Origin of the sequence: Tolypothrix tenuis PCC 7101, from assembly GCF_963874875.1 — a bacterium.
Lineage (GTDB): Bacteria > Cyanobacteriota > Cyanobacteriia > Cyanobacteriales > Nostocaceae > Aulosira > Aulosira tenue.
Genome location: NZ_CAWNJS010000001.1, coordinates 825842 through 840434, shown reverse-complemented (window position 1 = coordinate 840434; position 14593 = coordinate 825842). Strand labels below are relative to the sequence as shown.

At 42.4% G+C, this 14593-nt stretch carries 9 protein-coding genes; 2 read left to right on the top strand and 7 right to left on the bottom strand.

What is annotated here, in order from left to right; translation table 11 throughout:
• Nucleotides 1-1210 (bottom strand): FecR domain-containing protein (locus AACU25_RS03390; RefSeq protein ID WP_339382000.1); only part of this gene is annotated, 1210 nt, incomplete at its 3' end.
• Nucleotides 1211-1610: 400 nt separating this feature from the next.
• On the opposite strand from AACU25_RS03390, the gene AACU25_RS03385 reads away from it, so the two are divergent.
• Entirely contained in the window at nucleotides 1611-3275 is a 1665-nt protein-coding gene (locus tag AACU25_RS03385) for a hypothetical protein (protein ID WP_096573904.1), read from the top strand.
• Between the two features lie 599 nt (nucleotides 3276-3874).
• Here AACU25_RS03385 and AACU25_RS03380 read toward each other — a convergent pair.
• The 6 genes from AACU25_RS03380 to AACU25_RS03355 all read right to left on the bottom strand — a co-directional run bounded on the left by AACU25_RS03380 (nucleotide 3875) and on the right by AACU25_RS03355 (nucleotide 13335).
• The gene (locus AACU25_RS03380; protein ID WP_096573903.1) at nucleotides 3875-7861 is read right to left on the bottom strand and encodes an AAA-like domain-containing protein; all 3987 of its coding nucleotides are present in this window, start codon (nucleotides 7859-7861) and stop codon (nucleotides 3875-3877) included.
• Nucleotides 7862-7966: 105 nt separating this feature from the next.
• Nucleotides 7967-8257: a hypothetical protein gene (locus AACU25_RS03375; protein WP_321206816.1), complete on the bottom strand. Its 291-nt coding sequence runs from the start codon at nucleotides 8255-8257 to the stop codon at nucleotides 7967-7969.
• Between the two features lie 12 nt (nucleotides 8258-8269).
• Nucleotides 8270-8593, bottom strand: a complete 324-nt coding sequence (locus AACU25_RS03370) for a hypothetical protein (protein WP_321206815.1) — start codon at nucleotides 8591-8593, stop codon at nucleotides 8270-8272.
• 213 nt (nucleotides 8594-8806) lie between these two features.
• Nucleotides 8807-10468: an AAA-like domain-containing protein gene (locus AACU25_RS03365; protein ID WP_096573902.1), complete on the bottom strand. Its 1662-nt coding sequence runs from the start codon at nucleotides 10466-10468 to the stop codon at nucleotides 8807-8809.
• Nucleotides 10469-10835: 367 nt separating this feature from the next.
• Nucleotides 10836-11894 carry a serine/threonine protein kinase gene (locus tag AACU25_RS03360; RefSeq protein WP_096573901.1) on the bottom strand — a complete coding sequence of 353 codons (1059 nt, stop codon included), beginning with the start codon at nucleotides 11892-11894 and terminating at the stop codon, nucleotides 10836-10838.
• A 550-nt stretch (nucleotides 11895-12444) separates the two neighbouring features.
• Nucleotides 12445-13335 carry an alpha/beta fold hydrolase gene (locus AACU25_RS03355; protein WP_096573900.1) on the bottom strand — a complete coding sequence of 297 codons (891 nt, stop codon included), beginning with the start codon at nucleotides 13333-13335 and terminating at the stop codon, nucleotides 12445-12447.
• Nucleotides 13336-13839: 504 nt separating this feature from the next.
• Here AACU25_RS03355 and AACU25_RS03350 point away from each other — a divergent pair.
• Nucleotides 13840-14568, top strand: a complete 729-nt coding sequence (locus AACU25_RS03350) for a TerC family protein (RefSeq protein ID WP_096573899.1) — start codon at nucleotides 13840-13842, stop codon at nucleotides 14566-14568.
• Nucleotides 14569-14593: the final 25 nt, after the last annotated feature.

Below are 14593 nucleotides of genomic sequence, written 5' to 3'. Positions count from 1 at the left end.
TCCCACCATCATCTGGCTTTGGTGGTTTTTCACCGCCATCATCAATTACAGGTGGCTTCCCACCATCATCCGGGGTTGGTGGTTTTTCACCGCCATCATCAATTACAGGTGGCTTTCCACCATCATCCGGGGTTGGTGGTTTTTCACCGCCATCATCAATTACAGGTGGCTTTCCAGCATCATCCGGGGTTGGTGGTTTTTCACCGCCATCATCAATTACAGGTGGTTTACCGCCACCATCTGGGGTTGGTGGTTTTTGATTAGTATCAGTATTATTACGTACTTGCTCATCTGATTGAGCTTGCCCAGTGTCCACAATGGATTCTACTGGCAGACTTTCTTGGCTTCCGTTTAATGAAGATCCTTCTTTCTTAGTTTCGCTATTAGTTGCGCTACTAGTTTCGCTTTTACTATCTTCGGAGGCAGCATCTTGAGTGGCAGAATTGGAAGAACTAGCTGTTAGCTGTAAAAATGAGGGATTTTCGACAACTCCCTCGCCTTTAAGTGGTGTTTGTGTAGCTACAGCAGCTGCAGTTTCAGCTTGAACGCTGGCGATCGCAGGGTCTGGTGTTGGTGCAAGATTTTGTCTAGTTAAATCCAGTCCTCGCACTAAATCGCTAGTTTCATAAAAATTTCTTAGGTCAAAATCGTATAAACCTTGAAATCTACCTTTAACAATAACCATCAGTTGCCCGGCTTCTAGCACCTGGCTTTGAGAAGCTTTATTGGATACTTCTATACCGCTATTGGTAAGCGCACCTACAATTGTCGTGTCGGTTTGTTCGTCATAACGGACAAATAATGCTGAACCCCGAATTGCTGCTGCTGCATTGGGTGTTTGTATCCGCGTTTGCCCCCTACCAGGTGGAATCAGTAATAATACTGTGCCATTGGAGAGTCGAAAATTGCGCGTTTTCGGTAAAAACTGAAATACTGCTTGTTCTCCAATCCTTGCTAGAGAGCCATCATTGAAACGTAAATCTGCAAGGGACTTTCTACCAGTGGATAAACCATCACCAGGAATCATCGCATCCGATTTGCGCGCTGGACGCTTCTTAGGGCTATTGCGGGGAATTAGTTGCACTAAGTTACGTAATTCCTGAATCTCAGCTCTGGTGAGAGGAATTGTTGCATTTGCCTGCCCTGACAAAGGCAAGGCGATCGCTCCCCACACACCAATCACTAAAAGTGGTAAAAATTTTTGCAGCATAGTTTCGAGACTCAGAAGTATTAATTAATACTGTTATTGGTAAAAATAAATTCTGGTTTGAGATTCTCTTTGTGAAGTTATAATTTATACTTTTCTAAGTAAATTATTCAATCCGGCGAAGCTTAGTCAGTGTATTTTAATAAAATGCGCGGAAAGTTTATCATCCTTATTTTAAACTTAATACATTAATACTTAAATGCATAATAAAATTTAATGTTTCTACTTTAGTGGTTGAAGCAGTACAAATATCATATATAGTAATTTCTAATATTGATTAAGACTTTTCGGCACGAGAAGTAAACATCAGGGAAGAGTAAATCGGAAATTTGATATTTAAATGAGGAATTTCCGAGATAGCTACTGGATCTACGTTGGGAAAACGCGATCAACGCCATCAAAGATGCAATCCAAGGGCTGGAAAAATTTTGTATTTGCGGTTTTGTTAGCTATTGGTGGTGCAAACTGTTACTGCATCAGAGTAGGTAAAGCATCGGCTGCAAGTTCTCATGGGAACTTAGCGAGTAAATTAAATCCGCCAAAAACTTTAGCATCAAACGTCACATCTTTAGCGATCGCACAAATTGCTAATGGACAATGCGAGCTGCTGCAACCAGATGCAAATAACAATCCACTAGCAGAGTTAGCAAAAATAAATAGAATTCACAACTTCCCAAAGCCAACACATAGAATACCCTTCTCTGGGCAGATTGACATTCAGAACTTAAATCAAAGCAGTAGTTGTTTAGAAAACTTTCAAAAATCCAATAACTCTTTGCAGTTATCCTTGCTTGACTCTGCTGTGGAAGCTGCGAAAACCAATTTCAACTGTCAAGACAACTGGTGTCAACAGCCAAGTAACTTAAAAGTTTTATATTCACAAAAATTACCCAAGTCTACTGCACCAGGACAAGTAACAGCGCAAGTTAATCAACAGCCACCCAATACGTCAAATCCCCCACCACCAAATAATCCGCCGAACAATCCACCACCGAACAATCCACCGCCGAACGAGCCACCGCCAAATAATCCACCACCAAATAATCCACCGCCAAATAATCCGCCACCGAACGATCCACCACCATTAGAAGTACAACCTAATACTGTTCCCAGTCCTTCACCATCGCAAATAGAGCAACTCTTAGAAACTCCCCGGCTGAACTATTCTCAAAGGTTAGAAAGGCTAAGACAGAGATTGCAAAGACAAACACAATCGCCATCTGAAACGAACAATTTAGAGTTGGGATTGCGGGTGAAGCCACGAACAATAGAAGATCCACCACAATTAGAACAACAGCCACCAACACCAATAGAAAAACCCGTACCGCAGTTTCAACCTATAGGTATTCTAGAAGCTCGTGTTGGCTACTTTTATACAGATAACATTTTTTCTTCAACTGTTGACCCTATCCCAGACAGCTTAATTTTTTATGGGCTGACATTAGCCTCTGCATATTTTCCTTTAGGTTCGAGGACTTATATCAGTGGTTCCATTGACGGCACCCAGATTCATTATTTTGATCAATCGCTATATGATTACAATCAGTTGAGATTCAACGTCAGTTTGTACCAGCAACTCTCACGCCGGATGTATGGGGAAATTGCTTGGAGTAATCAGATGTTGTTCTACGCCAATAACAGTGATACCTTCAACTCAGGCGATCGCTTTTTAAGTGAAAACTCCATTCGCCTATCTATAGGGCGGCGAGATCCCCTAAGTTCTAAATTATTTCTCGATAGCTTCTATGGATTAAGCGTCAGTTTTGCTGATCCAGAAAGCCGTAGTCGGATTATTAACTCTTTGTGGTTATCCTTAAGCTACTACGTACAAAAACCGCTACAAGTTGGCATTAACTATCAGTTCAACCTGTCAAATTTTACCAATCGTCCCGATGCCCGCGAAGACGAATTTCATCGCTTATTTGGGCATTTAACCTATCGAGTCTCCAAAAACAGCAATCTTAACCTTCAGACTGGCGTTAGCTTTGGCGGTTCCACCGCCCCCAATATAGATTTTAATGGTTGGTTCTTCAGCCTTAATTACAACTTAGAGCTAGGCCAATTTTAATTAAAGTCACCCCTTGTAGAGACGCGATTCATCGCGTCTTTCATTTCCATTCATCGCATCTGTAAGGGACTTCCAAATAAAAAAATATTCCAGTATTTATTGTGGGGTGGACATCTTGTCCGCCCAGTTTATGTGGCGGGCATCTTGCCCGCCCCACAAGATGGAATAATTTATTTCTTGGAAATCCCTAATTTCCATTCATCGCGTCTTTCATTTCCATTCATCGCATCTGTAATTTTCCCAACAGCTTCGCGCTGAGAAAATTCCCGTTCAAAACAGGAAACTCCGCCTTCAAAACAAGAAACTCCGAGTTCTGAACAGAAACACTCTCATTCCCAGCAAAAACATTCTCATTTCAAACAGCAACATTCTCGTTTCAAATAGGGACATTCTCATTCCAAACAAGAACATTCTCGTTCCCAGCAAGAACATTCTCGTTTCAAGTAGGAACATTCTCGTTTCAAACAAGAAACTCCGAGTTCAGAACTTAAACCGTTGTCTTAAATTACTCATCACTCCCCATCTACTCTACATTTATACTGATTTTCATAGAACATAATCGCCCTTCCCCCCTTCCCCTTTCCCCCTTCCCCCTTCCCCTACCCCCCCTCACACACCTTCGCCTCATCAGGATGGCTAATCAAATAACCCTTCAGCCAACTGCAACCCTGGGCTAATAAATCATCAAGACTCAGACTCCACAATTTGATGATGCCATAATAACTAGCGGAAGCTAAAGTTTTGCCATCGGGGCTGAAGACGACGCTGCTGACCCCTTGGCTATGCTCTCTCAGGGTGGAAATTTCTTTGCCTGTTTCCTGATTCCACAATTTGATGGTGTTGTCCCAACTGGCGGAAGCTAAAGTTTTGCCATCGGGGCTGAAGACGACGTTGTAGAGCGGTGCGCTATGCCCTCTCAGGGTGGAAATTTCTTTGCCCGTCTCCCTATTCCACAATTTGATGGTCTTGTCATCACTGGCGGAAGCTAAAGTTTTGCCATCGGGGCTGAAGACGACGCTGTTGACCCCATCGCTATGCCCAGTCAGGGTAGAAATTTCTTTGCCTGTTTCCCGATTCCACAATTTGATGGTCTTGTCATCACTGGCGGAAGCTAAAGTTTTGCCATCAGGACTGTAGACGATGCTGATGACCGATTCGCTATGCCCTCTCAGGGTGGAAATTTCTTTGCCTGTTTCCCGACTCCACAGTTTGATGGTTTTGTCAAGACTGGCGGAAGCTAAAGTTTTGCCATCAGGGCTGAAGACGACACTGATGACCGATTCGCTATGCCCTCTCAGGGTAGAAATTTCTTTGCCTGTTTCCTGATTCCACAATTTGATGGTATTGTCACGACTGGCGGAAGCTAAAGTTTTGCCATCGGGGCTGAAGACGATACTGTAGACCCCATCAATATGCCCTCTCAGGGTGGAAATTTCTTTGCCTGTTTCCCGATTCCACAATTTGATGGTATTGTCACGACTGGCAGAAGCTAAAGTTTTGCCATCGGGGCTGAAAACGACGTTGTTGCCCAATTCTCTCATCGCAGTCAGGGAGGAAATTTTTTTGTCAGTGTCCCGATTCCACAATTTGATGGTCTTGTCACGACTGGCGGAAACTAAAGTTTTGCCATCGGGGCTGAAGATGACGCTGGTAACCTCATCACTATGCCCTCTCAGAGTGGAAATTTCTTCGCCCGTCTCCCGATTCCACAATTTGATGGTCTTGTCATCACTGGCGGAAGCTAAAGTTTTGCCATCGGGGCTGAAAACGACGCTGTTGACCCTATCACTATGCCCAGTCAGGGTGGAAATTTCTTTGCCCGTCTCCCGATTCCACAATTTGATGGTCTTGTCACGACTGGCGGAAACTAAAGTTTTGCCATCGGGGCTGAAGACGACACTGATTACTGAATTGCTATGCCCTCTCAGGGTGGAAATTTCTTTGCCCGTCTCCCGATTCCACAATTTGATCGTCTCATCATCGCTGGCGGAAGCTAAAGTTTTGCCATCAGGGCTGAAGACGACGCTTTTGACCGCATCGCTATGCCCTCTCAGGGTGGAAATTTCTTTGTCCGTCTCCTGATTCCACAATTTGATAGTGTTGTCACCACTGGCTGAAGCTAAAGTTTTGCCATCGGGGCTGAAAGCGACTTTGAAGACCCCATCGCTATGCCCAGTCAGGGTAGAAATTTCTTTGCCTGTTTCCCGATTCCACAATTTGATGGTCTTGTCATAACTGGCGGAAGCTAAAGTTTTGCCATCAGGGCTGAAGACGACACTGATTACTGAATTGCTATGCCCTCTCAGGGTGGAAATTTCTTTGCCTGTCTGGCGATTCCACAATTTGATGGTGCTGTCACGACTGGCAGAAGCTAAAGTTTTGCCATCAGGGCTGAAGACGACGCTGAAAACATCTCCGCTATGCCCTTCCAAGCTATTTTGTTCGCGAATATTTAACAAAATGTTTTGTAAACTAGAAAAAGGGCTATAAGCAGGATAATCTGCTAAAGATTTTTTGTCCTTAACCAGACTTTTTAGTTCTTTTCCAGTCTGCATTGCTAACAGCAAACCATTGATTTCTCCTGAAGTATCAAACACTCGCAACGCATTTGTTCCAGCTTTTTCTAATTGGGTAGCCTTTAAAGCAATTTTTCTCTCTTCATCTGCCTTTGCACGGGCATTAACAGCTGCATTCAGATCAGTTTTAGCTGTTCGTAATTCTTGCCTCGCCTGCTTTTGTTCTTGCCTCGCCTGATTTAAACCTGCAACAGCTTCTTCACGCTGCTTTTGTGTTGTTTGTAATTGTTCAAAAGTTTCCTTTGCCTTTCCCTCAGCTTGACTCACCTTCGCATCAGCTACTGCTACTTTCTCTTCTGCTATTTTCAGCTTTTGCTGTGCCTCATTCACTTTGGCATTTGCAGCTTTCAAGTTTGCATTGGCATTATTCAGATTCCGTTGTGCCTGTGCTGCTTGCGCTGATAAATTTTTATTCTCTACCGATATGCGCTGATTCTCTTGCTTAGTGGTTTCTGTTTCTGTTTGCGCTTCTTTTAACTCTGTTTTGGCATTATCCGTTTCCGTCCTAGCTAATCGTGCTTGCCCTAATTGATATTGAGCAAACATTAACGATGCTACCGCCCCCACCACCGCCAACCCCAGCACCACAGAACCAACTTGAATCCGCCGATTAGCTTTGCGGTTCGCCTCTGCCAAAACTTGCTTCGCCTGTTCTTCCGCCTCCAAGCGCCTTTGCACATCGCGCTTTTCTAATTCCTGACTAGCAGCCAAAAACCGATAATCCAAATCGCTTAAACTTTTACCCGTCGCCCATTCTTGAGCATCCTGCAAAGTCTTTCCCCGCAATAACCGCGACTCATCCTGTTGTTGCGACTCCACCCAAGCATTAAAAGCATCAGAATATGGGCGCAGCTTTGCCAAAAGCTTTTCACTCCATTCCTGCTTAAACACCTCAGCATAAATCCGGTTATAAATTCGCAGCTTTCCATCCCGCTTTACCACCAATCCCGTTAAACGCAACTCCGTTTGTTCAGCACTATCATCAGCCGCAATTTCCCCCTGCTGCGAAATCTGCTGACACAACGCCAACAACCGCCCAGTCCTCTCTTCCCCCCGCGCCATAATCCTGTCGCGAATCGTCTTCAAATGCTCCGGCTCATCCTGCGCCTCCCAATTCTCAATAATCCGCCTCCTCACCAAATCCTCCACCCACAACTCAATTTCAGATTTTGGATTTTGAATTTTAGATTCTTCTCCCCCTTCTCCCTTCCCCATTCCCCCTTCCCCATTCCCCCTTCCCCATTCCCCCCCCACCACCAACTTACAAACCTTCTGTGTCAAAAACGGCTGTCCCCCCGTCCACGCCAACACCACCCGCATTAACTCCCCAGAATCATCCACCGCCGCCAATCCCCGCGCCAAAGGTTCCGCCTCATCCAGTCGAAAGCCAGTTAAATCAATTGCCCGTCCAATATTAAAAGGAGTGCGACGTTTATCTTGAATTAGGTCTGAGGGGGTAGACACCCCAATCAAAGCAAAAGTCAGGCGATTATAATCTGCTTGGGTAGCTCTGCGGTTATAGCAATCGCGAATCACTGCAAAAAAGTCATCTAAATTGAACGAAAGACTCAGAATGCTGTCAATTTCGTCAATAAAAATCACAATCTTTTCGGTAATTGTTTTGAGTAAAACCGTTTCAATAAACTTACTCAAACGCTGCACTGGCGACAGCAAATTATTCTCAGTCCACCAACTATCTAAATCAAAACTAGTATAAAGATTCAAACTCCCCACCAGGGTATCAATCACCCCCGCATACCACTGTTCTGGGGTAATATCTGCCGTCCCGATCGCAGTAATATCAATATTCGCACAGGCAAACCCCTCCGCCTGTAAGCGCTGCATCACCTGCACCCGCAAACTAGATTTCCCCATCTGCCGCGAATTGAGAACATAACAAAATTCACCCTGAGTCAAGCCTGCATAGATGTCATCGTCAGCTTGTCGTCTGACATATGTGGGTGCATCTTGGGGCAAACTCCCCCCGACTTGATACTGGTACTTTGTCATAAGGGATGGTTGACGGTTGACTGTTGATTGTTGACGGTTGACTGTTGATTGTTGACGGTTGACTGTTGACTGTCTGGTAAATGATGTGGGTTAGCGTACCTATGCCTACGAATTACGAATTAAATCAGCTAGGCGTTTTAATATTTTGATGACAGTATAAAGGTCATCTCGGCTATCTAAAGCAAATAAATCGGATAGAGCGTATTGAGGAATTACACCTTTGATCAGTTTGATAAATCTAAATTCATTACCATTAGTGACAAAGCCAAAAACAGGTTTTTCTGTATTGGTATCAGCTAACATATAAGCTAAAGCTTGGGGAATGGCAACAGTTAAAGAATATTGCGCCCTTTTTGCCTCAATTACCAGCACCCATAATGGTGGATGAAATACCAATATATCAATGCGTCATCGAATAATTGTGCCTTCATCTTCCGAAGAAATTTCCACCTCTTCCTCAGAAGCAATATAGAAAGGTGGTTGATAAAACCCTGCTAGACGCAATAGTGGAGAAAGTACCACCATTTTGACTACAGGTTCTAAAATGGGATATCGAGATAAATGCTGATATTCGGTTTTGATTTCTGCAATATTTTGCCTTTCTAAATCATTCAGTTCTGGTAAATTCTCCTGCCATTCACGAAAGAAGTTTTCATCATCATTACGTTGTAAATCAAATTCCTCAATCAACTGATTGAGGCTGACATCTTTACCCTGAATAATCTGAACCATAAATATATTGCTAGTGATTAGAAATTGATAAATAAGAGACCATTTATAAAGTAGGGGAGCCACTGCGTTGCGCGGGTTTCCCGCGTTGTAGCAAGTGGCGTTGTGTTACGGCTATAAAAGGATTTCGGACACAGAGACAATGAAATTTAGCCGTAACGCACCATCTATGCGGCGGTGCGTTGCGCTGCGCGACAACACACCCTACTGTATATTTTATGTGGGGGAATTGCCTTGTTTAATTCCGAGGCGCGCAGAAAAATATTGTCTATATAAATCACACAAAGGTATCACATCATTACCCTGAAATTTCACCAGTCCCATACTACGGAGTTTAAACGCTGCTTCTACTCCCACATTCACAGGAGAATCTGCTGTTACTACTTGTGCAATTGCAGCTAATAACTCTGCATCTATTTGCAAATTTAACCAATGGCGACGCAAATGATCGCTATAAGGCCCTTCTTCTGTTGCCGCAATTTGTTGTAGTTTCGGCAGCGTTATCCTACCACGAGCAATTTCATAAAGTGCTACCCTCACTAAATAAGGATGACCATCAACCAACTTTCTCAATTCTTCCACCTGGGAATCAGACCAATTTATACCGTGACGCTTGACCAAATCCTGCACTTGTGAGTGATTTAAATCTGGTAATTCAATTGGTAAACCCACATTAAAAGGTGACTGATTAATATTTAATGGAATGTAAACTTCTTTAGAATGAGCAATTACCAACCTAAGATTTTTCCAGACTAATTCATTTTTTGACCGTTCATGCCAAGCCCGTAACAATCCAAAAAAATCTGCTGCAATTACGGGATGTTTGAAAACTTCATCTACTTCATCCAAACCCAAAGCAATAGGAGTATTAATTACAGGTAATAAATAGCGCTGAAAGTAATTTGTACATTTATTTTTGCTACCCAAAACCCCCTGCCAATAATCTTCTAACTTCACAGGAATATTTAATTCATTAGTGATACTGGCACAAAACCACTGTAAAAATAAATCCAAACTACTCAGAAATTCTGCATCGGCTGATTGAAAATTCACAGATGCATATTGATAATCATGTTGATGAGCATGATTGAGAATCCGCGTCATCAAAGAAGTTTTACCCATCTGCCGAGGTGCTTTAATTCTAATTAATGCCCCAGGTTTGAGAATAGTTTCATAACAGTCCGTTTCAATCGGCGGACGCTCAATATAAAAAGCAGAATCTAGAGGTACTTGCCCTTCAGGATTTTCTAAAGAAATTACTTTGACTGCCGATGTTGATTCTTGAGAAGTTCCTTGATTCGTTTCTGAGTTATCTGTTAAATTATTCCTACTTTTTAACACTGGGGTTGCCGACTCAGGAATATTCTCTAAATCAATAGCAGTACAACCAAACTCATAAGCTTCCTCATAGGTTCTATCGGCCCCCAGTGCATCATAAAAGCCTACAGCAAATTCAATCGCCGCGCGATCGCCAATCGCCTGACTCATACCCACTACACAATCAATATGTTGATGAATCGCTACAGCTTGTACTTCGCTATAACAAGCATTCAACAACACACACTCAACCTGATTTTTAAATAATTTAAATAATCTTGCCAGCGCAGCCGTACTTACTAACTGGATTTCTCCAGCATTATTTTCCAACGCCAAACCTTGATTTCCCGCACCATGCCCAGAAAAGTGAACTATCTCCGGTTCATAATCTAAAAGCGCACGCCGTAAATCGTCAGTTCTGACTGCCCATTTCGTGATAATTTCAAACTGATCTCGGCTTCTGGCGCGTTCCAAACCAGCCTGAATTTCCCGCACTTCTTCATCCAGGCGTAGTTTGTCTGTATTCGTAGGATTAGCAGATAAAATCAGGATTTTCTTCACAAGCTGTCAAAATTACTGCAAGCAAGTTGATTTGCTAAAGGCAGTTTACTATAACAGCGTATTATTCACCTGAAGTAAATTCTATACTGTAGGGTGAAATGTCGCTTACTTTAGCAGGTTTTAGATCCCCGACTTTTTCAAAAAGTCGGGGATCTGAGCAGCAATGTTTACTTAAAGTAAGTGCTATTCATCTGTAGGGTGTGTTACGGCTATGAAATGATTTCGAGCTGAGAGACAATGAAATTTAGCCGTAACGCACCGCCGCGTGGATGGTGCGTTAGGCGCTAGGATAGTTCTCTCTTGATAAATCATATTGGAAATCAGCGCCTAACACACCCTACAGAAGTTTCACTTTATAAATGGTCTCTTAATGGTTGGGTTTATTGAGACAACTTGCAATTGCATTAAATGCGTGACATTCTCTTGCTTCTAGCACTTGCTTATTAGTATTTTCAGATTGAGCTATCATCAAGGTTTTCCCAGCAGTAGCGATTGTACCAATAGTTGCTAATCCCAATACAAAAATTTTCTTTTTAGTTTTGATATTAGCCGCTAAAGTTTCCCAAGCTGTAGCATTACCCAATACTGGAATTGTTTTTAATGCCTCTAAAGCAACTGCTGCATTCCCATATCGATGTTGGCGTTTATGTTCTACCATTTTCATTAGCCAACGCTGAAAACATGGGTTAATTTGAGGCAGTATTTTTTGCACATTGAAGCGATATTTATCATCAATCAACTGACTAATATTTACAGAACGAGTATTAGTCAGTAAGCAAATCAATGTTGCTCCTAAACTATATAAATCTGATGCCTCTGTTAAAGGATAACCAAATTGTTCTTCTGGTGGCATAAAACCGGGTGTGCCAACAGCAAAACTGCTGAGAGTCATTTTTTCCCCTTTGTTGCGAGCCAAACCAAAATCTACTAAATAAGCATTTAATTGCTGATCAACTAATAAATTTTCTGGTTTTATATCCCGATGGATAATTGGAGAAACTCGCTTTTGTAAATCAACCAAAATTTCTAATACTGAGATAGCGATTTTTTTGATGTCTTCTGGATGAAAGCTATATTGTGAAACTAAAGAAGGAGCATTTTTATATTCCTGCAACATATAAAAACCCGCTGATGTTGCAAAAGAATCAACATAGTGGGGAATACGTTCATGATTTATTTGTTGCAGAATTGCAATTTCACTTTTATAAGCTTTTACAACTGACGAATCAGGAATCGCATTGGCAAAACGGAACTCTTTAATTACGATTTTTTGCTCAGTTTTAAGCGCATGAGCTAAATACGTAGTACGTCCTGCTTGTTGATTGCGTCCTAGTTCTCGGATAACTTGATAGCCTTGCTGAGAAAAATCTGGATATTTATTGACAGGAATCTTCCCTTGATATCCATTTTGCACATCAAGTCCCATAGACAATTACCACACAATTTGATTTGGTCAAATGAAGGCTGAAGGCTAAAGGATGAAGTATGAGGTATGAAGTGTGAAATTACCTCTACTATGACTATGAATCGTCATAGATGTAATACCAATTCAAATAATATTTGCGACACATCAATATATTCTAGAGGGCAAGGCATTGCCTATTGGTGTCAACTTCAAGTTAAACCCGCTTGGTTGCAAGGTTCTGCCCTCACCCCCAGCCCCTCTCCCAGCAGGAGAGGGGAGCAAGAGATTCAATTCCCCTTCTCCCTCAGGGAGAAGGGGTTAGGGGATGAGGGCGCGAGGTATTTGTACAACACGCGCCGTATATAGCTTTTAGCTTAAGTTGACACCAATGGGCAGTGCCTTGCCCCTACTATCTGTCGCATTCTTTTTTCAAATTGGTATAACTTGCATTTTGTTTCATCCTTTATCCTTTACACTCCAGACTTCTTGAAGTGATGTGGATTGCTAACAAATTAATCGCACCTTGTCACAAAGGCGCATAGACATCTAAAGATGCCCATGCGCGAAATCATCACCTTTGCGCTAGCCAATCCACAATTTGGGAATTGACAATATCTGGAACTTCATCATGAGGACAATGACCAGCGTTGGGAATGGGGATAACTTTGATGGCTTTACCATTCTCACGCGCTTCTTCGTAAATCTTTGCCCCCGTAATTGGTGTCCAAGGATCGTCAGCACCCCAAATTACTAATAAAGGACGTTCAACCTTGGGCAAAAGTTCCCCAGGAGTAGGCCCAGCAGGGGCTGTAAGAATTGATGCAAAAACTTTCTGCGCGCCAGGGTCACAAGCTGGGGTATAAAGTAAATCAACTAATTCATCAGTAACAGCTTCCCGGTTGCGATAAACCTGATAAAGTGTGCGGCGAATTTGGGATTTTTGACGGATGCGGTTAAAGACAAACTTGCCTGTGAGGGGCGATCGCACTACTCTGTTAAATGCTGCCATCACAACCCTTAATGGTGGGTTCAATTCATGGGGACGATGGCTTAAACCACCAGCAGAGTTAATTAAAACACCACCTGCAGCAATTTCTGGATGTTCTGCCAGTACCATTAAGCTGATTAATGCACCAATGGAGTTACCGATAAATACGGCAGGTTGTTTGATGTGTGCATACCAAAAATCTTTGAGCAGTTCTACCCAGATTTCTAGGCTGTAATCAATTGGTGCTTTCTCGGAACCACCAAAACCCAACAAATCTACAGCGAACACTTGATAACCAGCGTTAGCTAAAGTTGGAATATTTTTGCGCCAATGTCCAATAGAAGCGCCAAAGCCATGTACTAGTACTAGGGGTTCTCCTGTCCCCATAACAGTGTACTGAATTTTATAGCCCCGCCAAGTCCAAAGGAATTTTTCTAAAGTGGCTGAAGGTAACTGTTGGGTAGTTAAATTCATTATTAAGATTCCTAAAGTATTGTTTTTATAGTAATACCTCCCACTAGCCACAATCTTAGAGAGAATGCTATTTCTCAACCCTTTCGGTCGTCTTGAGGGCTGCGTTATTATTTTTCGGGTTGTGATTTGTCATATCAATTAATTGTCTGGTTCCAAAAATGTTGTGCCTTTAAAGCTGAAATTGGTATGAAATCGAGTAAGAGTCAATTCAACAAAACTTTTTGCCTAGATCCTAGCTTTTTGCAACAAATCGGTAGATAGGAATTGATTTGGGTATTTCCGTACTTGATTTATAGAGAGTTTTTTTAAGAGAATATTAAGACTTCTGGTGTGTCATGCTACACTCAACAAACTCTAACTACCCTGTAATTGCGCCAATTCCAGAGTCTTTAGAATCAACCACAGCCACGTTAAGCTGGATAAAAGTAGCAATTGCTTGCACTTTAGAGGATGAAATTCGTTGCTCTTGTTAATTTTTAATTTTCGCTGCTTGAGATACTTGGAATGCTAGACAAAATTTTTGATTATCTTCATTTTCACTTTAGCGTTGAAGCTCCTATAGTTCTGCTTATCCTGGTGTTTTTAGAAGCAGTGCTATCTGCTGATAATGCGATCGCTCTCGCTGCGATCGCTCAAGGATTGGAAGATAAAAAGGTTGAGCGACAAGCGCTAAACTTGGGATTGGTTGTTGCCTATGTACTCAGGATTACATTAATCCTGACAGCTACTTGGGTACAAAATTTATGGCAATTTGAACTTCTGGGTGCGGCTTATCTACTATGGCTAGTATTCCAACACTTCACGTCCCAAGAAACAGACGAAGAAAATCACCATCACGGGCCGCGTTTTAAATCTTTGTGGCAAGCAATACCAGTAATTGCTTTTACAGACTTGGCATTTTCTTTAGATAGCGTAACAACTGCGATCGCAGTTTCTCAAGAAAGGTGGTTAGTACTCACAGGTGCAACCATTGGGATCATTACCCTGCGCTTCATGGCAGAATTATTTATCCGTTGGCTAGACGAATTTGAAAACCTAGAAGACGCAGGCTATATAACTGTGGCATTTGTAGGTTTGCGTTTGTTATTAAAGGTGGTCAACGATAGCCTAGTTCCACCCGAATGGTTAATGATTACTGCGATCGGTCTGATCCTAGCTTGGGGCTTTTCAAAACGCACAAACATAGAAGAAGTACCCCAAGAATTGACAGAAAAAACGGAAGTACAGAAGTAGGGCATGGGGCATTGGGCATGGGGCA